The following is a 20,582-nucleotide window of genomic DNA, read 5'->3' on the forward strand; positions in this document are numbered from 1 at the left end:
ATCATGACCCAGCATTCTACCTATTCCGCGGCGCATGCCGAACAGAGTAACCAGGAGTGGCTTCGCTTCGTCGAGTTGCTGAAACAGTCGTTCGATGAACAACTGCATCTTCCTCTGTTAACGCTTTTACTCACGCCAGATGAACGCGCTGCGCTCGGCACGCGGGTGCGGATTATCGAAGAGTTGCTGCGCGGCGAAATGAGCCAGCGCGAGTTGAAAAACGAGCTCGGGGCGGGCATCGCCACGATTACGCGCGGCTCCAACAGCCTGAAGGCCGCCCCGCCGGAGCTGCGCGCGTGGCTTGAGCAGGAACTGCTGAATCATCAGCGGTAAATCGCGTTATGGAAAGGGCTTAACGCGAGGATCACCGCCTGATGATAAACGCTACTGCGGGTGAGCTTGCCCCCGGTGAAAACGCCGATTGCCCCTTCTTTGCGTCCCACTTCGTCAATGCCGGTCCAGGCAGACATTACCGGTCCCAGGGCTTCGCCCGCCCGCACTTTTTCCAGAATCACCTCAGGCAGCGGCAGCGTGGCGGAACGCGCTTCGCCGCGTTGTTGAGCATTTTCAATCACGACCCAGCTGAAGGTGCTGTCATCGTCGATGCCCGCTTCGATGGCGACCCAGAAATCGGCCTGCGGGTGCGCTTGACGGGCATTGATGACGCGCTGACGCGCGCCGGTGCGTGTCTCATGGCTGCCGAAGGGCTGTTCCGGAACGCCGCTCTCGACGTCCACAGAGGCGATATGGCAGGATGCCTCACCGAAAATCTCGCTAAACGCTCGCAGAATAGCCTGAATTTTGGCTGGGTTAGTGGTGGCGCAGACAACTTCGTACATAATCAACTAACACTCTGACGACTAAATTTCGAAGCAGTATAACGGATAAAAAGCATGTTACAGGTATACCTTGTTCGCCACGGTGAAACGCAGTGGAATGCCGAACGCCGTATTCAAGGGCAGTCTGACAGTCAACTTACCGATAAAGGCGAGCGCCAGGCGTGGCAAGTGGGAGAGCGGGCAAAAACGCTCGGCATTACCCATATTATCGCAAGCGATCTGGGCCGCACGCGGCGCACCGCTGAAATTATCGCTAAGGCGTGCGGCTGCGATGTGCAACTCGACTCGCGTCTGCGCGAACTCGATATGGGCGTACTGGAAAGACGCCATATTGAGTCGCTGACTGAAGAAGAAGAGAGCTGGCGCCGGCAGCTTGTCAACGGTACGCCGGATGGACGTATTCCGGATGGCGAGTCGATGCAGGAGATGAGTGAAAGGATGCATGCGGCGCTGAACGCCTGTCTGGATCTGCCGCCGGGAAGCCGTCCGCTGCTGGTCAGCCACGGCATGGCGCTCGGCTGTCTGGTCAGCACCATTCTGGGGCTGCCCGCGTATGCGGAGCGCCGGTTGCGTCTGCGCAACTGTTCAATTTCTCGCGTGGATTATCAGCAAAGCCCGTGGCTGGCTTCCGGTTGGGTGGTGGAAACGGCAGGAGACGTCTCGCATCTGGACGCTCCCGCACTGGATGAGCTTCAGCGTTAACGGCGCAGCGGAATCAGATATTCACAGCGTAAATGGACGGGGCGCTGGTTTGTGCGCGTTTCGCTCGCCGGAAAGTAACGCTCGATATCCAGACCTTTACGGCGCGTGAGGCCCAGCGCGGGCATGCAGGTGCCGTAAACGGTCAGGATAAATTCCTGTAGCCCGGTGCCTGGCCCTTCGTAAGTAAACTGGACGTAATCGCCCCCTTCAAGCGTGACCGGGTGGGTGTTCTGGATGTAGCCGTTTGCCAGTTCCGGTGAAAGCGCGGTGGTGTAAAAGACCTCCTGCTCATCATCTTTTTCGTAGCTAGGGCGTGATTCGTTCAGGCCGTAAAGTTCCGGCGGCAGCGTGGGGCAATTGGCGAGAAACTGCGTCCAGAACTGCACGCGCATTTCGTGGCGAAAATCGGAAATCTCTTCCAGCGAGCAGGTGTAATTTTGCGTTAAGCCCACTAAAGGCGTCTGCGCAAGCGTCACGAATTTATGCTGCGGCGGCGTGAAATCGCCCAGCCGGATAGGCGGACAAATGCCGGAAGCGTTCCAGTCCGCGGCGCGGCGATAGAGCGCAGGGGTCAAAGAAAACTGTTTTTTGAAAGCGCGCGTAAAGGTTTGCTGGGAATCAAAGCGATATTGCAGCGCGATATCCAGGATAGGACGAGCGGTAAGGCGTAAGGCGACAGCGGATTTAGACAGACGACGCGCGCGAATATAAGCGCCGATCGCCTGACCCGTTACCTCTTTAAACATTCGTTGTAAATGCCACTTGGAATAACCCGCTTTGGCCGCCACATTGTCCAAAGAAAGGGGCTGATCCAGATGGCTTTCAAGCCAGGTAAGCAGATCGCGAATGATCACAGCCTGATCCATAGTTAATCCTCATCCTGAATGCGAGTGCCTTCGATTAAGGTAGCGAATAGTAGCATTTTTTGTTCTTTTAGCATTGCGTGTTTTTTTTAACTGAATGTGCTTACCTGGTCCGCGTCAGCGCACATTTTTTGTAAAAAGCTGATATTTAATACTTTTTCTATAAAAAGACGAATAGTCACTCCGATCAATTTTTAAAGATGGTAACAATATGAAATGTAAGGCCTTAATAGCGTCAGTTCTGCTTTTTGCTTTTGCCGGCGGCGCCCATGCCGAGGAAATTGGCTCGGTTGATACGGTGTTCAAGATCTTTGGGCCGGACCATAAAATTGTCGTTGAAGCGTTTGACGATCCGGATGTAAAAAACGTCACCTGCTACCTGAGCCGGGCGAAAACCGGCGGTATTAAAGGCGGGCTGGGGCTGGCGGAAGACACGTCGGATGCCGCTATCTCCTGTCAGCAGGTTGGGCCGATTGAGCTGAGCGAAAAAATCAAATCTGCAAAGGGCAAGGGGATCGTCGTTTTTCAGAAACGTACGTCGCTTATCTTCAAAAAGCTGCAGGTGGTGCGTTTTTATGACGAGAAGCGCAATACGCTTGCCTATCTTGCTTACTCTGACAAAGTCGTGGAAGGCTCGCCGAAGAATGCGCTGAGCGCGGTGCCGATTATGCCGTGGAAATAAAAAAAGGGCGGATTAACCGCCCTTTATTGTTTTGCGCCTGACAGGCTTATTCCTGCAGGTCGCCGCAGAAGCGGTAACCTTCGCCATGAATGGTGGCGATGATTTCCGGCGTATCCGGCGTTGATTCGAAATGTTTACGAATGCGGCGGATAGTGACGTCTACAGTGCGGTCATGCGGCTTCAGCTCGCGACCGGTCATTTTCTTCAGCAATTCCGCACGGGACTGGATCTTGCCCGGGTTTTCGCAGAAATGCAGCATAGCGCGGAATTCGCTGCGCGGCAGTTTGTACTGCTCGCCGTTAGGGCTAATCAGCGAACGGCTGTTGATATCTAATTCCCAGCCGTTGAACTTGTAGCTTTCCACGCTGCGACGCTCTTCGCTCACGGTACCCAGATTCATAGTGCGGGAGAGCAGGTTGCGCGCGCGGATAGTCAGCTCGCGAGGGTTGAAGGGTTTAGTGATGTAATCATCTGCGCCGATCTCAAGGCCCAGAATCTTGTCCACTTCATTGTCGCGGCCCGTCAGGAACATCAGCGCCACGTTCGCTTGCTCGCGCAATTCGCGCGCCAGCAGCAGGCCATTTTTGCCCGGCAGGTTGATATCCATGATGACCAGGTTGATATCATTATCAGAGAGGATTTGGTGCATCTCAGCGCCATCGGTCGCTTCGGATACATCATAGCCTTCTGCTTCGAAAATACTTTTTAACGTGTTGCGTGTTACCAACTCGTCTTCAACGATAAGAATGTGCGGGGTCTGCATGTTTGCTACCTAAAATTGCCAACTAAATCGAAACAGGAAGTACAAAAGTCCCTGACCTGCCTGGTACATGTCCCGAATTAACATGTCCGGCCTAATGTGACTAAAGTACGTAATTGCGTTCTTGATGCACTTTCCATCAACGTCAACAACATCATTAGCTTGGTCGTGGGTACTTTCCCTCTGGACCCGACGGTGTCAAAAACGGCTGACATCCTAACCACTTTAACAGCAACATAACAGGTTGAGACGCTGCCGACACCAAATAAAACTACGCTTCGTTGACATATATCAAATTCAATTGTAGCACGTTAACAGTTCAATGAAATCATCGTAGCGTATTCCTGACTTTAATTACATTCTCTTAATATCTCAGGCCGTTGCGCCAAATAATTAATAAACAATTCGCGATCTAATAAATTTGCCGTATTGAAGTGATTTTATCTATATTAAACAAAAAGATAACGTCAAAATGCCGGGTTTATACGTCGCGTTTTTTTGAATGAAGTATCAAAACTATTTATGATTAATAAGGCGCCGATTCGCCCGTTTATGTTGAACTAATGTAAATTTGCGCTGCGTATTATGTGACCTGCGCTGTCTTTCTGACCTGTTAACCTGAAATTGAGAAGCTTATGCGTTTGCCTGTAATCCTGGTCTCTCCCGCCAGGGCTGAAAATATTGGCGCGGCCGCCCGCGCGATGAAAACCATGGGGTTTACCGAGTTGCGCATCGTCGCAAGCGAAGCGCACCGGGAGCCCGCAGCCCGTGTGGTTGCGCATGGCGCGGGAGATATCATTGATAATATTAAGGAATTTGAAACGCTTGAGCAGGCGCTGGCCGATGTGGATTTTACCGTCGCTACCACGGCCCGCAGCCGGGCCCGGTTTCATTACTACGCCACGCCGCAGGCGCTTTTGCCTGTTTTAGCGGAAAAAGCGCAGTGGATGAATACGATGGCGCTGGTGTTTGGCCGCGAAGATTCGGGGCTAACCAATGAAGAACTGGCGCTGGCGGACATGCTCACTGGCGTGCCGATGGTTGCGGATTACCCGTCGCTCAATCTGGGCCAGGCGGTGATGGTCTACTGTTATCAGTTAACTTCGTTAATGCAAACGGCGTCGGTTAAAGCGCAGCACGCCGACAATCATCAGCTGCAGGCTTTGCGCCAGCGAATGAACGATCTGCTTGCGCGTCTGGAGGTGGCGGATGATGTAAAAATGGCCGACTGGGTTCAGCAGCGTCTTGGGCTGCTTGAGCAACGAGACACCGCAATGTTGCACAGATTGCTGCATGATATTGAAAAAAAGCTCGTCGAATAAAATGCCTTATAAGTTTTCCATATTGGTTTTATATGCTGGATAAGCGTAGCCAATGACAACGGAACAGGATGAAAGGAGGCGGTAAGGCAGCGCAACGGCGGATATTTGCGACCGGTGCGTAAATGAAATATTCATTGACTTGCCGCAGTCAATACTTTAACCAATAGAGCACTAACACAAGAAAGTCCTGATTAAGAGCACACAACATCCATGATTCGCATCAGCCTGATTACCACAATTATTACCACCACCATTACCACAGGTAACGGTGCGGGCTGACGCGTACAGGAAATACTGAAAAAAGCCCGCACCTGAACAGTGCGGGCTTTTTTTCGACCAAAAATCAAGAGGATCCACCATGCGAGTGTTGAAATTTGGCGGTACATCAGTGGCGAACGCGCAGCGGTTTCTGCGCGTTGCCGATATTCTGGAAAGTAATGCCAGACAGGGGCAGGTGGCGACCGTGCTCTCTGCCCCGGCGAAAATTACTAACCATCTGGTGGCGATGATTGAAAAAACCATTAGCGGCCAGGATGCACTGCCGAACATCAACGACGCTGAACATATTTTTGCCGATCTGCTTAACGGCCTTGCCGAAGCGCAGCCTGGGTTTCCGCTGGCTCGTCTGAAGGCGGTGGTCGACCAGGAATTCGCGCAAATCAAACACGTGCTGCACGGCATCAGCCTGCTGGGCCAGTGCCCGGACAGCATCAACGCCGCGCTTATCTGCCGGGGCGAAAAGCTGTCCATCGCTATCATGGCGGGGTTGCTGGAAGCGCGAGGCCATAAAGTTTCTGTTATCGACCCGGTCGAAAAACTGCTCGCCGTGGGGCATTACCTTGAATCTACCGTCGATATTGGCGAATCAACCCGCCGCATCGCCGCCAGTAAAATTCCGGCGGATCATATGATCCTGATGGCGGGCTTCACCGCTGGCAACGACAAAGGGGAACTGGTCGTGCTGGGTCGTAACGGCTCTGATTACTCCGCCGCCGTGCTGGCCGCCTGCCTGCGCGCCGACTGTTGTGAAATCTGGACCGACGTGGATGGCGTTTATACCTGCGACCCGCGTCAGGTGCCGGACGCCAGGCTGCTGAAATCGATGTCTTATCAGGAGGCGATGGAGCTCTCTTACTTCGGCGCCAAAGTGCTTCACCCCCGCACCATTTCCCCCATCGCCCAGTTCCAGATCCCTTGCCTGATTAAAAACACCGGTAACCCGCAAGCGCCAGGCACGCTGATTGGCGCGACCAGCGACGAAGACGGCCTGCCGGTAAAAGGCATCAGCAACCTGAATAACATGGCGATGTTTAACGTCTCCGGCCCCGGCATGAAAGGCATGCCCGGCATGGCGGCGCGCGTATTCGCCGCGATGTCCAGCGCGGGTATTTCCGTCGTGCTCATTACCCAGTCCTCTTCGGAATACAGCATCAGCTTCTGCGTGCCGCAAAGCGATAGCGTGCGGGCGCGTAAGGCGCTGGAAGAGGAGTTTTATCTGGAGCTGAAAGAGGGGCTGCTGGAGCCGCTTTCCATCATGGAGCGTCTGGCGATTATTTCTGCTGTAGGCGATGGCATGCGCACGCTGCGCGGCATTTCCGCGAAGTTCTTCGCCGCCCTCGCTCGCGCCAATATCAATATTGTCGCGATTGCCCAGGGCTCCTCCGAGCGCTCTATTTCAGTGGTGGTTAATAACGACGACGCCACCACCGGCGTGCGCGTAACGCACCAGATGCTCTTCAATACCGATCAGGTGATTGAAGTCTTTGTTATCGGCGTAGGCGGCGTGGGCGGCGCGCTGCTGGAACAGGTGAAACGTCAGCAGGCCTGGCTTAAGCAGAAGCATATCGACCTGCGGGTCTGCGGCGTAGCCAACTCAAAAGCGCTGCTGACCAACGTGCATGGACTCGATCTGGAGAACTGGCGTGCGGAACTGGCGGAAGCGAAAGAGCCGTTTAACCTGGGCCGCCTGATTCGCCTGGTGAAAGAGTATCACCTGCTGAACCCGGTGATTGTCGACTGTACTTCCAACCAGACGGTTGCCGACCAGTACGCTGATTTCCTCCGCGAAGGTTTTCATGTCGTCACGCCGAACAAAAAAGCGAATACCTCTTCGATGGCGTATTACCACCAGTTGCGCCATGCGGCGGCGAAATCGCGCCGTAAGTTCCTTTACGACACTAACGTCGGCGCCGGGTTGCCTGTCATTGAAAACCTGCAAAACCTGCTCAACGCGGGCGATGAATTGCAGCGCTTCTCCGGCATCCTGTCCGGTTCGCTCTCTTTTATTTTCGGCAAGCTGGATGAAGGCATGAGCCTGTCGGAAGCAACCGGCATTGCGCGTGAAATGGGCTACACCGAACCGGACCCGCGTGACGATCTCTCTGGCATGGATGTGGCGCGTAAGCTGCTTATCCTGGCGCGTGAAACGGGACGCCACCTTGAGCTTTCCGATATCGTGGTGGAGTCAGTGTTGCCGCAAAGTTTCGATGCTTCTGGCGACGTGGCAAGCTTTATGGCGCGCCTGCCGCAGTTGGATGACGAGTTTTCCGCTCGTGTGGCGCAGGCCCGCGACGAAGGCAAAGTGCTGCGCTATGTCGGCAATATTGAAGAAGACGGCGTCTGCCGCGTGAAGATAGCCGCCGTGGACGGCAACGACCCGCTCTATAAAGTGAAAAATGGCGAGAACGCGCTGGCCTTTTACAGTCGTTATTATCAGCCGTTGCCGCTGGTGCTGCGCGGCTACGGCGCAGGAAATGACGTGACGGCGGCGGGCGTATTCGCTGACCTGCTGCGTACGCTCTCATGGAAGTTAGGAGTCTAATATGGTTAAAGTTTATGCCCCCGCTTCCAGCGCTAACATGAGCGTCGGCTTTGACGTGCTGGGCGCGGCGGTGACGCCGGTGGATGGCGCGCTGCTGGGCGACTACGTTACGGTAGAAGCGGCAGACCGCTTCAGCGTGCAAAACCTTGGCCGCTTCGCCGACAAGCTGCCGACCGAGCCCCGGGAAAATATCGTCTGGCAGTGCTGGGAGCGTTTCTGTCAGGAGCTTGGCAAAACGGTGCCGGTGACGATGACGCTTGAGAAAAATATGCCTATCGGTTCCGGGCTTGGCTCCAGCGCCTGTTCCGTGGTCGCGGCGCTGGTGGCGATGAACGAGTATTGCGGCAAGCCGCTTAGCGACTCGCGGTTGCTGCTGCTGATGGGCGAGCTGGAAGGGCGCATTTCCGGCAGCGTGCATTACGACAACGTCGCGCCTTGCTTTCTTGGCGGCATGCAGCTGATGATTGAGGAAAACGGCATTATCAGTCAGTCCGTGCCAGGCTTTGAGGAGTGGTTATGGGTGCTGGCTTATCCGGGAATTAAGGTTTCCACCGCCGAAGCGCGGGCCATCCTTCCGGCGCAGTATCGCCGCCAGGACTGCATCGCTCATGGCCGTCATCTGGCGGGCTTCATTCATGCCTGCCATACGCGTCAGCCTGCGCTTGCCGCGACGCTGATGCAGGACGTTATCGCCGAGCCGTATCGCACGAAGTTGCTGCCAGGCTTCGGCGAGGCGCGCCAGGCGGCGATGGAGACCGGCGCGCTGGCGTGCGGCATCTCCGGATCCGGACCCACGCTTTTCGCCGTCTGCGACAAACCGGACACCGCGCAGCGTGTGGCGGAGTGGCTGGGTCAACACTATCTGCAAAATCAGGAAGGCTTTGTACATATTTGCCGTCTCGACACGGCGGGCGCACGAGTACTGGGATAAAAAATGAAACTCTATAACCTTAAAGATCATAACGAGCAGGTCTCCTTCGCACAGGCCGTCACGCAGGGCCTTGGTAAAAACCAGGGGCTCTTCTTTCCGCACGACCTGCCTGAATTCAGCCTGACGGATATCGACGCCATGCTGGAGCTCGATTTCGTCGAGCGCAGCAGCAAGATCCTCTCTGCGTTTATCGGCGACGAAATTCCGCAAGAGATTCTGGAAGAGCGCGTGCGCAAGGCATTTACCTTCCCGGCGCCAGTGAAGCCGGTTGAAGACGATATTGGTTGCCTGGAGCTGTTCCACGGCCCGACGCTGGCGTTTAAAGATTTCGGCGGACGCTTTATGGCGCAGATGCTGGCGCACATTAGCGGCGATAAGCCGGTCACCATTCTTACCGCCACCTCCGGCGATACCGGCGCGGCGGTGGCCCACGCCTTCTATGGCCTGAAAAACGTGCGCGTTGTGATCCTCTACCCGCGCGGCAAAATTAGCCCGCTGCAGGAGAAGCTGTTTTGTACGCTTGGCGGCAACATTGAAACCGTGGCCATCGACGGCGATTTCGACGCCTGCCAGGCGCTGGTAAAACAGGCGTTTGATGATGAAGAGCTGAAGCAGAAGCTGGGGCTTAACTCAGCGAACTCCATTAACATCAGCCGCCTGCTGGCGCAGATTTGCTACTACTTCGAAGCGGTGGCGCAACTGCCGCAGGAAGCGCGCAATCAGCTTGTGGTGTCTGTGCCAAGCGGCAACTTCGGCGACTTAACGGCGGGGCTGCTCGCTAAAGCGCTGGGGCTGCCGGTGAAACGCTTTATCGCCGCTACCAATGCTAACGACACGGTGCCGCGTTTTCTGCAAAACGGCGAGTGGTCGCCAAACCTTACCGTCGCCACGCTTTCCAACGCCATGGACGTCAGCCAGCCGAACAACTGGCCGCGCGTGGAGGAACTGTTCCGTCGCAAAAACTGGCGTCTGAAAGATCTGGGCGTGGCGGCTATCGACGACGAAACCACGAAAGCCACCATGCGTGAGCTGCAAACGAAAGGGTACGTTTCAGAGCCGCACGCGGCGGTGGCTTACCGCGCGCTGCGCGACCAGCTGCACCCGGGCGAATATGGACTGTTCCTCGGCACCGCGCATCCGGCGAAGTTCAGCGAGAGCGTGGAAGCGGTGCTGGGCGAAACGCTGACGCTGCCGCAGGCGCTGGCGGAGCGCGCCGGGCTGGAGCTGCTCTCACATAACCTGCCGGCGGATTTCGCCGCGCTGCGCGAGCTGATGATGAGCAAGGCGCAGTAACCCTTCAGGGAGAGGCTAGCCTCTCCTTTTTTTGTTTTTTTTACCGCCAACTGTGAAGAAAATCGGCAGGAATCTGGCAGGAAAAAAGCAGAAATTCCCAATAAATGCGGTAACTTAGCAATTAGGATTGCAGAGACTAACGCATGGCGCGCGTTCGGCATAAGCTCTCCCCATCGACCCATTCAGGGCAATGATGTTGTGAGGAGTGACCTATGTTGAAATCAATGATTCTGGCGTTAACCGTAATGATGGTGGCTCCGTTCGCGGCGCAGGCGTCCGAGATTACGCTGCTGCCTGCTGTAAAACTGCAAATTGGCGACCAGGACAACCGCGGTAATTACTGGGACGGCGGCCACTGGCGCGACCGTGGCTGGTGGAACAAACACTACGAGTGGCGCGACAAACACTGGCAGCCTCACGGCCGCGACCATCGCCCGGGCCCGCGCGTTGAAGAGCGTGACGACCATGGCCGTCATCATCACTAATAAAAAACGCCAGCTTAAGCTGGCGTTTTTGTTATTGCTCGTGGCGCTTAAAGACCAGCTCCGTCGGTCCGGACGCCGCGTCGTCAAAGAAATAGCCTTCGCTGTTGAAATCCTGCAATTGCTCCGGCTTCGTCAGCCGTTTTTCGATAATAAAACGGCTCATTAGCCCGCGCGCTTTTTTGGCGTAGAAACTGATCACCTTAAACTTGCCGTTTTTCTCATCCAGGAACACGGGCTTGATGATTTCCGCGTTCAGCTTGCCAGGCTTCACCGCTTTGAAATACTCATCGGAAGCCAGATTGATAACGATATTGTCGCCCTGCGCGGCGATAGCTTCGTTAAGCTTATGAGTGATCGTCTCGCCCCAGAAGCTGTAGAGATCTTTGCCGCGGGCGTTCTCCAGGCGGGTGCCCATTTCCAGGCGGTAAGGTTGCATTAGATCGAGCGGGCGCAGCACGCCGTAGAGGCCGGAGAGCATGCGCAGATGCTGCTGAGCGAAATCGAAATCCGCTTCGCTGAAGGTTTCCGCCTCAAGCCCGGTGTAAACATCGCCTTTAAACGCGAGGATCGCCTGACGGGCGTTTTCCGGCGTGAAGTCCGGGTGCCAGTCGTGGAAGCGGGTAGCGTTAAGCGCCGCAAGCTTGCTGCTGATGCTCATCAGGTCCGCTATCTCTGCATCCGAAAGGCGGCGCGCCACATCGATTAACTGTTGTGAATGGTCCAGCAGTTCCGGCTGCGTAAAGCGCTGCGTTGCGAGCGGGCTCTGGTAATCCAGGGTTTTGGCGGGTGAAATAAGAATCAGCATCTCTTTTCCTTCTCGAAATTTCCCCGAACTTTACCAAAAAACGTCGCCGGAGTGACCAATAGGTGTGATTGAAAACCGCTCATTCACGGGGCAGGTCCTTCCAGCTGTCCGCCTCCAGCTGCCTTTCGATATCGGGATAGCGCCTGACGTCAAAAACGGGTTTTATGCCAAGCTTGCGCTGACGCAGGTAATCATCCGCAATCAGCTTGACGACGGGCGAAAGCAGCAAAATGGCGATGAGATTGGTTATCGCCAGCAGCGCCATAGCGATATCAGCCAGTTGCCAGACTATGGGGAAGGTAGCGAACGTGCCGAAAAGCACCATCGACAGCGTACCTGCGCGAAGCAGCCACAGGCGCAGCGGCGTGCTGTGAGTCAGAAACAGCAGGTTATTTTCGGCATAGGCGTAATTCGCCACAATCGAGGTAAAGGCAAAGAACATCACAACAAGAGCGACGTAGCCGGAGGCCCAGCCGCCTGCAAGCGTGGCGAGCGCCTGCTGCGTGAGCATGATGCCATCGTAAGAGGCGCTGGTTTGCTCCTGCACGCCGGAGAGCAGCAAAATAGCCGCCGTAGCGGAACAGATAATCACCGTATCGATAAACACGCCAATCATCTGGACGATGCCCTGCGCAGCGGGGTGAGGGGGCCATGATGCGGCCGCCGCCGCCGCATTCGGCGTGGAGCCCATTCCCGCTTCATTCGAAAACATGCCGCGCTGAAAGCCGCTGGTTATCGCCTGGCTCAGGGTCCAGGCGAGCGCGCCGGAGGCCGCTTCGTGCCAGCCGAACGCGCTTTTGAAAATCAGCGCCGCCACTTCAGGCAGGCGCGGCAGATTGAGCAGCACGACGATAGCGGCGGTCAGCACCCAGGCGCCTGCCGTTATGGGCATAACCCACTGCGAAAAGCGGGCCACGCCGTTTATGCCCCGCAGAATAACCAGCAGCGTGGCGGCTACCAGCACCACAGCGATAAGCCATTTAGGGACGTTGAAGGCATGGTTCAGGGCAAGGGTAAGCGAGTTTGCCTGCACGGCATTAAAAACCAGGCCAAAGGCGATAAGCAGGAAAATTGAGAACAATACGCCCATCCAGCGCATGCCGAGACCGCGTTCCATGTACCAGGCGGGGCCGCCGCGAAAGCGTCCGCTCGCGTCTCGCCCTTTGTAGAGCTGCGCCAGAGAACATTCGGCGAAAGAGGTCGCCATACCCACCAAAGCCGTTACCCACATCCAGAACACGGCCCCCGGCCCGCCCGTGGCGATAGCTATCGCCACGCCTGCGATATTGCCGCTACTGACGCGGGCAGCGAGACTGGTGCAAAGGGCCTGGAAGGAGGTCAGCCCGTCGGTGGCGGGAGCCACGCTTCTGCGCAGGCTTTTAGCGAAATGGCGAATATAGCGGAACTGAATCCCGCCAGTGCGAAAGGTGAACCAGATTCCTGCCCCGGGCAGCAGGTAAATCATCACCGAACCCCAGAGTATGTCGCTGATAAAATACAGAAAATCTGACATTCATTTCCCTCTTGCCGCCGTCTGGTCTTGTCCGGTGCTGGCATGCTGTTCTCTGTGCCGGCGGGTGCCGCCGGGACTGACAACTAACAAGCTGGCGCAGTTTACCACAGCGGTCAGGCCCGCTCGCCCCGGTTGCGCTGAAAGTGTCTCGTGTTATCATCAGCGCAGGCCGGTTACATCTCCCTAACACGAAGTTTTAAGAGAAACATTATCATGACGGATAAATTGACCTCCCTTCGTCAGTTCACCACCGTAGTGGCTGACACTGGAGACATCGCGGCAATGAAGCTGTATCAGCCGCAGGATGCCACCACCAACCCTTCTCTGATCCTTAACGCCGCGCAAATTCCTGAGTACCGCAAGCTGATTGATGACGCCGTAACCTGGGCGAAAAGCCAGAGCAACGACCGCGCGCAGCAGGTTGTGGACGCGACCGACAAGCTGGCGGTAAATATTGGTCTGGAAATTCTTAAGCTCATCCCGGGCCGTATCTCTACCGAAGTGGATGCGCGTCTCTCTTATGACACTGAAGGCAGCATCGCCAAAGCCAAGCGTCTGATCAAACTTTATAACGATGCCGGCATCAGCAATGACCGCATCCTGATCAAGCTGGCCTCCACCTGGCAGGGTATCCGCGCGGCGGAGCAGCTGGAAAAAGAGGGTATCAACTGTAACCTGACGCTGCTCTTCTCCTTCGCGCAGGCGCGTGCTTGCGCTGAAGCGGGCGTGTTCCTGATTTCCCCGTTCGTAGGCCGTATCCTCGACTGGTACAAAACCAATACGGACAAAAAAGAGTATGCGCCGCAGGACGATCCGGGCGTGGTTTCCGTCAGCGAAATCTACCAGTACTACAAGCAGCACGGTTATGAAACCGTGGTGATGGGCGCAAGCTTCCGCAATACAGGCGAAATCCTTGAACTGGCAGGTTGCGATCGTCTGACTATCGCTCCGGCGCTCCTCAAAGAGCTGGCGGAAAGCGAAGGCGCTGTGGAGCGCAAGCTTGCTTACTCTGGCGACGTAAAAGCACGTCCGGAGCGCATCACCGAGTCTGAGTTCCTGTGGCAGCATAACCAGGATCCGATGGCGGTGGACAAACTGGCGGACGGTATCCGCAAGTTCGCCGTCGACCAGGAAAAACTGGAAAAAATGGTCGAAGCGCTGCTGTAATCCCTCCGTGGCCGGGCATTCCGGCCACGTTTCTTCCCGCTTTCCCCCGCTCGCGTGTATCATTTCGCAAAGTGAATCTGTTTTCGGAATTGATATGAACACGTTACGCATCGGCTTAGTTTCCATCTCTGACCGCGCCTCCAGCGGCGTTTACCAGGATAAAGGCATTCCCGCCTTGCAGGAGTGGCTCGCGCAGGCGCTGACCACGCCGTTAGTTATTGAAACCCGCCTTATTCCCGACGAGCAGCCGCTTATCGAGCAAACCCTATGCGAGCTGGTGGATGAAATGGGCTGTCATCTGGTGCTGACTACAGGCGGCACCGGCCCTGCGCGCCGCGATGTGACGCCAGATGCCACGCTTGCCGTCGCCGACCGCGAAATGCCGGGCTTTGGCGAACAGATGCGCCAGATAAGCCTGCGCTTCGTCCCTACCGCTATCCTTTCGCGCCAGGTGGGGGTGATTCGTAAACAGGCATTGATTCTTAACCTGCCGGGCCAGCCGAAATCGATTAAAGAGACGCTTGAAGGGCTAAAGCAGGAAAACGGTGAAGTGGTGGTGCCGGGCATTTTTGCCAGCGTACCGTATTGCATACAGCTTCTCGATGGGCCTTATATTGAAACTGACCCGCAAGTGGTAGCGGCTTTTCGCCCTAAAAACGCGATACGTGAAATTAAATCCTGATTATTTTCTGATTATAAGATAAACGCCAGAACGCTCTGGCGTGAAGTATTTATGCCGTTATAGTAAGGATAGGTTTACGGCTTCGTCGTAAAATAATTCTAACAAATCTCTTTACAAACGGCTTTCTTATGTCAGAACACACGCGACCTCTCAATCGACAGGATTATAAGACCCTGACGCTTGCCGCCCTTGGCGGCGCGCTGGAGTTTTATGACTTCATCATCTTTGTTTTCTTTGCCGCCGTTGTAGGCGAACTCTTCTTTCCTGCGGATATTCCTGAATGGCTGCGCCAGGTGCAGACTTTCGGTATTTTCGCGGCAGGCTATCTGGCGCGACCGCTGGGCGGCATCATCATGGCGCATTTTGGCGACCTGGTCGGCCGCAAAAAGATGTTCACGCTGAGTATTTTATTAATGGCGGTGCCTACGCTGGCTATCGGTTTGCTGCCGACTTACGCCTCATTGGGCATCGCTGCGCCGTTGTTGCTGTTGTTAATGCGGGTATTGCAAGGCGCGGCCATTGGCGGCGAAGTGCCTGGCGCCTGGGTTTTTGTCGCGGAGCACGTGCCCGCTAAGCGTATCGGCATCGCCTGCGGCACGCTGACGGCGGGGTTGACGGTAGGTATTCTGCTCGGTTCGGTGGTCGCCACGCTTATCAACACCAGCATGACTCAGCAAACGATCCATGACGGCGGCTGGCGTATTCCTTTCCTGCTCGGCGGCGCGTTTGGTCTGGTCGCGATGTACCTGCGCCGCTGGCTTCAGGAAACGCCTGTTTTTATCGAGATGCAGCAGCGTAAAGCGCTGGCGGAAGAGCTGCCGTTAAAAGCGGTGGTGGTGAATCACAGGAAAGCGGTGGTGGTATCAATGCTGCTGACCTGGCTGCTTTCCGCAGGCATTGTCGTGGTTATCCTGATGTCTCCTGTCTGGCTGCAAAAGCAACTGGGCATCGCGCCGGCATTGGCCCTGCAGGCCAACAGCCTCGCTACCGTTATGCTGACGCTGGGATGCCTGGCGGCAGGGACAGTTGTGGATCGCGTAGGGGCGAGTAAAACCTTTATCGCGGGCAGCCTGCTGCTGGCGGTATGCAGCTGGCTCTTCTATCACCTGACGGCAGGCAATCCCGCTTACTTATTCCCGCTTTATGGGCTGGTCGGGTTCAGCGTTGGTGTAGTCGGCGCGGTGCCTTATGTGATGGTGCGCGCTTTCCCGGCGGAGGTTCGTTTCACCGGCATTTCGTTCTCTTATAACGTGGCGTACGCTATTTTCGGCGGCCTGACGCCGATTCTGGTGACGCTGCTGATGAACGTATCGCCGATGGCGCCTGCCTGGTATGTGCTTGCTCTGGCGCTGCTGGGGCTGGGGGTAGGGATCTGGCTGCGTCAGGATCTTCATCAGCCGGATAGCGTCGCTGAAAGCTCGCCAGCGCATATCTGAAGTATTACAGAGAAAAAAGCCCACCGCGCCGGTGGGCTTTTCGTATTACTGCGCCAGGGCGTTCATCGCGGCGTTTGAAGCTTCATGGCGTTCGCCAATCGGCAATACAGTGCGGCCGTACTGCTCGTTCAGCACTTCGCCCATCGCCAGGTAGATGGCGCTGGCGCCGCAGATAAGACCAATCCAGCCCGCCACGCGCACAATGCCTTCGTTATCCAGCAGATGACCTGCCGCCAGCAGCGCGAAAAGCACCGTCAGGCTCAGGAAAACAAATTGCAGCACGCGCGCGCCTTGCAGAGTGCCGAAGAACATAAACAGCGTAAACACGCCCCAGACGCCAAGATAAACGCCGAGGAAGTGGCCGTTCGCCGCCTCCGCCAGGCCGAGCTTCGGCAGCAGCAGAATAGCGACCAGCGTCAGCCAAAAAGAGCCGTAAGAGGTAAAGGCGGTTAAGCCGAAGGTATTGCCTTTTTTATATTCCAGCAGACCGGCAAAGATTTGCGCGATGCCGCCATAGAAAATGCCCATCGCCAGGATAATGCCATCCAGCGGGAACAGGCCGATATTATGCAGATTGAGCAGAATGGTCGTCATACCAAAGCCCATAAGGCCCAGAGGAGCCGGATTTGCCAACGTGGTGTTACCCATAAACCCTCATAAAATAGGTAAAAAATTGAAATTAAAAAGGCCCGTCGCCAGCATGCTCTGAGCGGGGCGCGGCATCATAATCGCGGCAATTTTCGCCGTCTATGATCTGAACAGGGGGAAAAGAAAAAAATTTTCAGCCGTCCCCCTTGATGCCCGGTGATGCGACCCCATCTTCTGGTTAACCGAAAAGGGTGAACCTGAAAAAAATGATGATTTGGGCAGTTGAAACCGCACGTTTCGCCCGCATAACAGGTTCACACCACATATTGACCGAATTTTTAGTGGAGACGTTTAGATGGGTAAAATTATTGGTATCGACCTGGGTACGACCAACTCTTGTGTAGCGATTATGGACGGCACTACTGCACGTGTGCTGGAGAACGCCGAGGGCGATCGCACCACGCCTTCTATCATTGCTTATACCCAGGATGGTGAAACTCTGGTTGGTCAGCCGGCTAAACGTCAGGCAGTGACGAACCCGCAGAACACCCTGTTTGCGATCAAGCGCCTGATTGGCCGCCGCTTCCAGGACGAAGAAGTGCAGCGCGACGTTTCTATCATGCCGTATAAAATCATCGCGGCTGATAACGGCGACGCATGGCTGGACGTAAAAGGCCAGAAAATGGCTCCGCCGCAGATTTCCGCTGAAGTGCTGAAAAAAATGAAGAAAACAGCGGAAGATTACCTGGGCGAAGCGGTAACGGAAGCGGTTATCACCGTTCCGGCTTACTTCAACGATGCTCAGCGTCAGGCGACCAAAGACGCCGGCCGTATCGCGGGCCTGGAAGTAAAACGTATTATCAACGAACCGACTGCGGCAGCGCTGGCTTACGGTCTGGACAAAGAGACCGGCAACCGCACCATCGCGGTTTATGACCTGGGCGGCGGTACGTTCGATATCTCCATCATCGAAATCGATGAAGTTGACGGCGAAAAAACCTTTGAAGTGCTGGCCACCAACGGTGACACCCACCTGGGCGGCGAAGACTTCGACAGCCGTCTGATTAACTATCTGGTAGAAGAGTTTAAGAAAGACCAGGGCATCGATCTGCGTAACGACCCGCTGGCGATGCAGCGTCTGAAAGAAGCGGCTGAGAAAGCGAAAATCGAGCTCTCTTCCGCTCAGCAGACCGACGTGAACCTGCCGTACATCACCGCAGACGCGACCGGTCCGAAACACATGAACATTAAAGTGACTCGCGCGAAACTGGAAAGCCTGGTGGAAGACCTGGTGAACCGTTCCATCGAGCCGCTGAAAGTCGCTCTGCAGGATGCCGGTCTGTCCGTGTCTGACATCAACGACGTTATCCTCGTTGGCGGCCAGACCCGTATGCCGATGGTGCAGAAGAAAGTGGCTGAGTTCTTTGGCAAAGAGCCGCGTAAGGACGTTAACCCGGACGAAGCTGTGGCAATCGGCGCAGCGGTGCAGGGCGGCGTACTGACCGGCGACGTCAAAGACGTTCTGCTGCTCGACGTAACCCCGCTGTCTCTGGGTATCGAAACGATGGGTGGCGTGATGACTGCGCTCATCAACAAAAACACCACCATCCCGACCAAGCACAGCCAGGTGTTCTCGACGGCGGAAGACAACCAGTCTGCGGTAACGATTCATGTGTTGCAGGGTGAGCGTAAACGCGCTGCCGATAACAAGTCTCTGGGTCAGTTTAACCTGGATGGCATTAACCCGGCGCCGCGCGGTATGCCGCAGATCGAAGTTACCTTCGACATCGACGCCGACGGTATTCTGCACGTCTCTGCGAAAGACAAGAATACCAACCGCGAACAGAAGATCACCATCAAGGCTTCTTCCGGTCTGAACGAGGAAGAGATCCAGAAAATGGTGCGCGAAGCGGAAGCGAACGCTGAAGCTGACCGTAAATTCGAAGAGCTGGTGCAGACCCGCAACCAGGCCGATCACCTGGTGCACAGCACCCGTAAGCAGGTGGAAGAAGCAGGCGACAAACTGCCGGCTGACGACAAAACCGCTATCGAATCGGCGCTGAGCGCGCTGGAAAGCGCTCTTAAAGGCGAAGACAAAGCGGATATCGAAGCGAAAATGCAGGCGCTGGCGCAGGTTTCCCAGAAGCTGATGGAAATCGCTCAGCAGCAGCACGCGCAGCAGCAGGCGGGCGGCGCTGACGCTTCCGCAAGCAATGCGAAAGATGACGACGTTGTCGACGCTGAGTTCGAAGAAGTGAAAGATAAAAAATAATCGCCCTGATGCAGGGTAGATAAACCAGCACGGGCGTAGGAGTTATCTCCACGCCCGTGCTCGCATGTTAAGGGCAGAAAACCAAAATGGCGAAGAAAGACTATTACGAGATTTTAGGCGTTCCGAAGACGGCGGAAGAGCGTGAAATCAAAAAGGCCTATAAGCGCCTTGCCATGAAATATCACCCGGACCGCAACCAGGGCGATAAAGAGGCGGAAGCCAAATTTAAAGAGATTAAAGAAGCGTATGAAGTGCTGACCGACGCGCAAAAACGCGCGGCTTACGATCAGTATGGCCACGCCGCGTTTGAGCAGGGCGGCATGGGCGGCGGCTTTAATGGCGGCTTCGGCGGCGGGGCAGATTTCAGCGATATTTTCGGCGACGTATTCGGCGATATTTTTGGCGGCGGACGTGGTCGTCGCGCCGCGCGTGGCGCCGATCTGCGCTACAACATGGAGTTAACGCTGGAAGAAGCGGTTCGCGGCGTAACCAAAGAGATCCGCATTCCTACGCTTGAAGAGTGCGACGTTTGTCACGGCAACGGTGCTAAACCGGGTACCCAGCCGCAGACCTGTCCGACCTGTCATGGTTCCGGTCAGGTGCAGATGCGTCAGGGGTTCTTTGCCGTGCAGCAGACCTGTCCGCACTGTTCGGGGCGCGGTACGCTGATTAAAGATCCGTGCACCAAATGCCACGGCCACGGCCGCGTAGAGAAGTCCAAAACCTTGTCCGTTAAGATCCCGGCAGGTGTGGATACGGGCGACCGCATCCGTCTTGCAGGCGAAGGCGAAGCGGGCGAGCACGGCGCGCCGGCAGGCGATCTGTACGTTCAGGTACAGGTGAAACAGCACCCAATCTTTGAGCGCGAAGGCAATAACCTGTATTGCGAGGTGCCGATTAACTTCGCAATGGCGGCGCTCGGCGGTGAAATCGAAGTGCCGACGCTGGATGGCCGCGTGATGCTGAAAGTGCCGAACGAAACCCAAACCGGCAAGCTGTTCCGCATGCGCGGCAAAGGCGTGAAATCGGTGCGCGGCGGGGCGCAGGGCGACCTGCTTTGCCGTGTCGTGGTGGAAACGCCGGTTGGCCTGAATGACCGTCAGAAACAGCTGCTGCAGGAGTTGCAGGAAAGTTTCGGCGGCCCGACAGGTGAGAAGAACAGCCCGCGCTCCAAAAGCTTTTTCGACGGCGTGAAGAAATTTTTTGATGATTTGACCCGCTAATCGTCGGCCTTACGACCAGGCCCGAGCCTTATTCAGCGCTCGGGCTTTTTTATTGCCTTTTTGTGGGCCTTAGCGCTTCCTCTGTGATTTAGATTAAGGCAGCATACTCTGCTGGCTTAATAAAACCCTTTATCAATCAAAGCATCACTGTTTGCTGTTCTATAATAAGTTCGCTAACGGATCCTTCATCAATGCATT

Annotated in this window: 21 protein-coding genes and 1 other annotated feature; of the genes, 15 read left to right on the top strand and 6 right to left on the bottom strand. The window is 55.7% G+C overall.

Features of this window, described 5'->3' with window-relative positions:
* Positions 1 to 3 precede the first annotated feature (3 nt).
* Positions 4 to 333 (top strand): trp operon repressor, encoded by a 330-nt coding sequence (gene trpR, locus ACU4F7_RS03270; RefSeq protein WP_024556393.1) that lies wholly within the window; start codon positions 4 to 6, stop codon positions 331 to 333.
* Here the strand turns inward: trpR and yjjX are convergent.
* Positions 324 to 839, bottom strand: a complete 516-nt coding sequence (yjjX, locus tag ACU4F7_RS03275) for an inosine/xanthosine triphosphatase (RefSeq protein ID WP_481638028.1) — start codon at positions 837 to 839, stop codon at positions 324 to 326. The genes trpR and yjjX overlap by 10 nt on opposite strands.
* A gap of 54 nt (positions 840 to 893) precedes the next feature.
* Here yjjX and gpmB point away from each other — a divergent pair, with 54 nt between their 5' ends.
* On the top strand, positions 894 to 1,541 hold the full coding sequence (gpmB, locus tag ACU4F7_RS03280) for a 2,3-diphosphoglycerate-dependent phosphoglycerate mutase GpmB (protein ID WP_029591266.1): 648 nt from the start codon (positions 894 to 896) through the stop codon (positions 1,539 to 1,541).
* Here gpmB and robA read toward each other — a convergent pair.
* Positions 1,538 to 2,407 carry an MDR efflux pump AcrAB transcriptional activator RobA gene (robA, locus tag ACU4F7_RS03285; RefSeq protein WP_481638029.1) on the bottom strand — a complete coding sequence of 290 codons (870 nt, stop codon included), beginning with the start codon at positions 2,405 to 2,407 and terminating at the stop codon, positions 1,538 to 1,540. The two genes, gpmB and robA, sit on opposite strands and share 4 nt — an antisense overlap.
* A 208-nt stretch (positions 2,408 to 2,615) precedes the next feature.
* Between robA and creA the strand changes: the two genes are divergently transcribed.
* Entirely contained in the window at positions 2,616 to 3,086 is a 471-nt protein-coding gene (gene creA, locus ACU4F7_RS03290) for a protein CreA (RefSeq protein WP_029591264.1), read from the top strand.
* 46 nt (positions 3,087 to 3,132) lie between these two features.
* Here the strand turns inward: creA and arcA are convergent, their stop codons facing one another.
* Positions 3,133 to 3,849, bottom strand: coding sequence for a two-component system response regulator ArcA (gene arcA / locus ACU4F7_RS03295; RefSeq protein ID WP_024551224.1), 717 nt, complete (start codon positions 3,847 to 3,849; stop codon positions 3,133 to 3,135).
* A 96-nt stretch (positions 3,850 to 3,945) separates the two neighbouring features.
* On the opposite strand from arcA, the gene yjjY reads away from it, so the two are divergent.
* The 7 genes from yjjY to ACU4F7_RS03330 all read left to right on the top strand — a co-directional run bounded on the left by yjjY (position 3,946) and on the right by ACU4F7_RS03330 (position 10,698).
* Complete coding sequence (yjjY, locus tag ACU4F7_RS03300) at positions 3,946 to 4,086, top strand: YjjY family protein (protein ID WP_049293858.1); 141 nt, start codon at positions 3,946 to 3,948, stop codon at positions 4,084 to 4,086.
* 395 nt (positions 4,087 to 4,481) lie between these two features.
* Positions 4,482 to 5,168 (top strand): tRNA/rRNA methyltransferase, encoded by a 687-nt coding sequence (locus ACU4F7_RS03305; protein WP_481638030.1) that lies wholly within the window; start codon positions 4,482 to 4,484, stop codon positions 5,166 to 5,168.
* A gap of 210 nt (positions 5,169 to 5,378) precedes the next feature.
* Positions 5,379 to 5,447, top strand: coding sequence for a thr operon leader peptide (gene thrL / locus ACU4F7_RS03310; protein WP_071788444.1), 69 nt, complete (start codon positions 5,379 to 5,381; stop codon positions 5,445 to 5,447).
* Positions 5,386 to 5,503: a sequence feature (Thr leader region), on the top strand. (Overlaps the previous gene by 62 nt.)
* Positions 5,504 to 5,526: 23 nt before the next feature.
* Positions 5,527 to 7,989, top strand: a complete 2,463-nt coding sequence (thrA, locus tag ACU4F7_RS03315; RefSeq protein ID WP_029591262.1) for a bifunctional aspartate kinase/homoserine dehydrogenase I — start codon at positions 5,527 to 5,529, stop codon at positions 7,987 to 7,989.
* A 1-nt stretch (position 7,990) separates the two neighbouring features.
* Complete coding sequence (gene thrB / locus ACU4F7_RS03320) at positions 7,991 to 8,920, top strand: homoserine kinase (protein WP_481638031.1); 930 nt, start codon at positions 7,991 to 7,993, stop codon at positions 8,918 to 8,920.
* Positions 8,921 to 8,923: 3 nt separating this feature from the next.
* Entirely contained in the window at positions 8,924 to 10,213 is a 1,290-nt protein-coding gene (gene thrC, locus ACU4F7_RS03325) for a threonine synthase (protein ID WP_029591260.1), read from the top strand.
* A 212-nt stretch (positions 10,214 to 10,425) separates the two neighbouring features.
* Positions 10,426 to 10,698 carry a DUF2502 domain-containing protein gene (locus tag ACU4F7_RS03330; protein ID WP_029591259.1) on the top strand — a complete coding sequence of 91 codons (273 nt, stop codon included), beginning with the start codon at positions 10,426 to 10,428 and terminating at the stop codon, positions 10,696 to 10,698.
* A gap of 31 nt (positions 10,699 to 10,729) precedes the next feature.
* Here the strand turns inward: ACU4F7_RS03330 and yaaA are convergent, their stop codons facing one another.
* Both yaaA and ACU4F7_RS03340 read right to left on the bottom strand, forming a co-directional pair.
* Positions 10,730 to 11,503 carry a peroxide stress protein YaaA gene (gene yaaA / locus ACU4F7_RS03335; protein ID WP_024556383.1) on the bottom strand — a complete coding sequence of 258 codons (774 nt, stop codon included), beginning with the start codon at positions 11,501 to 11,503 and terminating at the stop codon, positions 10,730 to 10,732.
* A gap of 79 nt (positions 11,504 to 11,582) precedes the next feature.
* Entirely contained in the window at positions 11,583 to 13,016 is a 1,434-nt protein-coding gene (locus ACU4F7_RS03340) for an alanine/glycine:cation symporter family protein (RefSeq protein WP_481638032.1), read from the bottom strand.
* Positions 13,017 to 13,229: 213 nt separating this feature from the next.
* Between ACU4F7_RS03340 and tal the strand changes: the two genes are divergently transcribed.
* The 3 genes from tal (at position 13,230) to ACU4F7_RS03355 (ending at position 16,301) form a co-directional block, all read left to right on the top strand.
* Entirely contained in the window at positions 13,230 to 14,183 is a 954-nt protein-coding gene (gene tal, locus ACU4F7_RS03345; RefSeq protein ID WP_481638033.1) for a transaldolase, read from the top strand.
* A gap of 94 nt (positions 14,184 to 14,277) precedes the next feature.
* The gene (gene mog, locus ACU4F7_RS03350; RefSeq protein WP_481638034.1) at positions 14,278 to 14,865 is read left to right on the top strand and encodes a molybdopterin adenylyltransferase; all 588 of its coding nucleotides are present in this window, start codon (positions 14,278 to 14,280) and stop codon (positions 14,863 to 14,865) included.
* 128 nt (positions 14,866 to 14,993) lie between these two features.
* Positions 14,994 to 16,301, top strand: coding sequence for an MFS transporter (locus tag ACU4F7_RS03355; protein ID WP_481638035.1), 1,308 nt, complete (start codon positions 14,994 to 14,996; stop codon positions 16,299 to 16,301).
* 45 nt (positions 16,302 to 16,346) lie between these two features.
* On the opposite strand, the gene satP is transcribed toward ACU4F7_RS03355, so the two are convergent.
* Positions 16,347 to 16,949: an acetate uptake transporter gene (gene satP / locus ACU4F7_RS03360; protein WP_029591254.1), complete on the bottom strand. Its 603-nt coding sequence runs from the start codon at positions 16,947 to 16,949 to the stop codon at positions 16,347 to 16,349.
* A gap of 295 nt (positions 16,950 to 17,244) precedes the next feature.
* Here satP and dnaK point away from each other — a divergent pair, with 295 nt between their 5' ends.
* Positions 17,245 to 19,161 carry a molecular chaperone DnaK gene (gene dnaK / locus ACU4F7_RS03365; RefSeq protein WP_024556377.1) on the top strand — a complete coding sequence of 639 codons (1,917 nt, stop codon included), beginning with the start codon at positions 17,245 to 17,247 and terminating at the stop codon, positions 19,159 to 19,161.
* An 86-nt stretch (positions 19,162 to 19,247) separates the two neighbouring features.
* On the top strand, positions 19,248 to 20,384 hold the full coding sequence (gene dnaJ, locus ACU4F7_RS03370; protein ID WP_024556376.1) for a molecular chaperone DnaJ: 1,137 nt from the start codon (positions 19,248 to 19,250) through the stop codon (positions 20,382 to 20,384).
* Positions 20,385 to 20,582: the final 198 nt, after the last annotated feature.

This window comes from Franconibacter pulveris (genome assembly GCF_056780215.1).

What these genes read in the sequence shown, in the direction of transcription:
- trpR (WP_024556393.1), top strand. Translation starts at nt 4, where the DNA reads ATGACCCAGCATTCTACCTATTCCGCGGCGCATGCCGAACAGAGTAAC.
- yjjX (WP_481638028.1), bottom strand. Translation starts at nt 839, where the DNA reads ATGTACGAAGTTGTCTGCGCCACCACTAACCCAGCCAAAATTCAGGCT.
- gpmB (WP_029591266.1), top strand. Translation starts at nt 894, where the DNA reads ATGTTACAGGTATACCTTGTTCGCCACGGTGAAACGCAGTGGAATGCC.
- robA (WP_481638029.1), bottom strand. Translation starts at nt 2,407, where the DNA reads ATGGATCAGGCTGTGATCATTCGCGATCTGCTTACCTGGCTTGAAAGC.
- creA (WP_029591264.1), top strand. Translation starts at nt 2,616, where the DNA reads ATGAAATGTAAGGCCTTAATAGCGTCAGTTCTGCTTTTTGCTTTTGCC.
- arcA (WP_024551224.1), bottom strand. Translation starts at nt 3,849, where the DNA reads ATGCAGACCCCGCACATTCTTATCGTTGAAGACGAGTTGGTAACACGC.
- ACU4F7_RS03305 (WP_481638030.1), top strand. Translation starts at nt 4,482, where the DNA reads ATGCGTTTGCCTGTAATCCTGGTCTCTCCCGCCAGGGCTGAAAATATT.
- thrA (WP_029591262.1), top strand. Translation starts at nt 5,527, where the DNA reads ATGCGAGTGTTGAAATTTGGCGGTACATCAGTGGCGAACGCGCAGCGG.
- thrB (WP_481638031.1), top strand. Translation starts at nt 7,991, where the DNA reads ATGGTTAAAGTTTATGCCCCCGCTTCCAGCGCTAACATGAGCGTCGGC.
- thrC (WP_029591260.1), top strand. Translation starts at nt 8,924, where the DNA reads ATGAAACTCTATAACCTTAAAGATCATAACGAGCAGGTCTCCTTCGCA.
- ACU4F7_RS03330 (WP_029591259.1), top strand. Translation starts at nt 10,426, where the DNA reads ATGTTGAAATCAATGATTCTGGCGTTAACCGTAATGATGGTGGCTCCG.
- yaaA (WP_024556383.1), bottom strand. Translation starts at nt 11,503, where the DNA reads ATGCTGATTCTTATTTCACCCGCCAAAACCCTGGATTACCAGAGCCCG.
- ACU4F7_RS03340 (WP_481638032.1), bottom strand. Translation starts at nt 13,016, where the DNA reads ATGTCAGATTTTCTGTATTTTATCAGCGACATACTCTGGGGTTCGGTG.
- tal (WP_481638033.1), top strand. Translation starts at nt 13,230, where the DNA reads ATGACGGATAAATTGACCTCCCTTCGTCAGTTCACCACCGTAGTGGCT.
- mog (WP_481638034.1), top strand. Translation starts at nt 14,278, where the DNA reads ATGAACACGTTACGCATCGGCTTAGTTTCCATCTCTGACCGCGCCTCC.
- ACU4F7_RS03355 (WP_481638035.1), top strand. Translation starts at nt 14,994, where the DNA reads ATGTCAGAACACACGCGACCTCTCAATCGACAGGATTATAAGACCCTG.
- satP (WP_029591254.1), bottom strand. Translation starts at nt 16,949, where the DNA reads ATGGGTAACACCACGTTGGCAAATCCGGCTCCTCTGGGCCTTATGGGC.
- dnaK (WP_024556377.1), top strand. Translation starts at nt 17,245, where the DNA reads ATGGGTAAAATTATTGGTATCGACCTGGGTACGACCAACTCTTGTGTA.
- dnaJ (WP_024556376.1), top strand. Translation starts at nt 19,248, where the DNA reads ATGGCGAAGAAAGACTATTACGAGATTTTAGGCGTTCCGAAGACGGCG.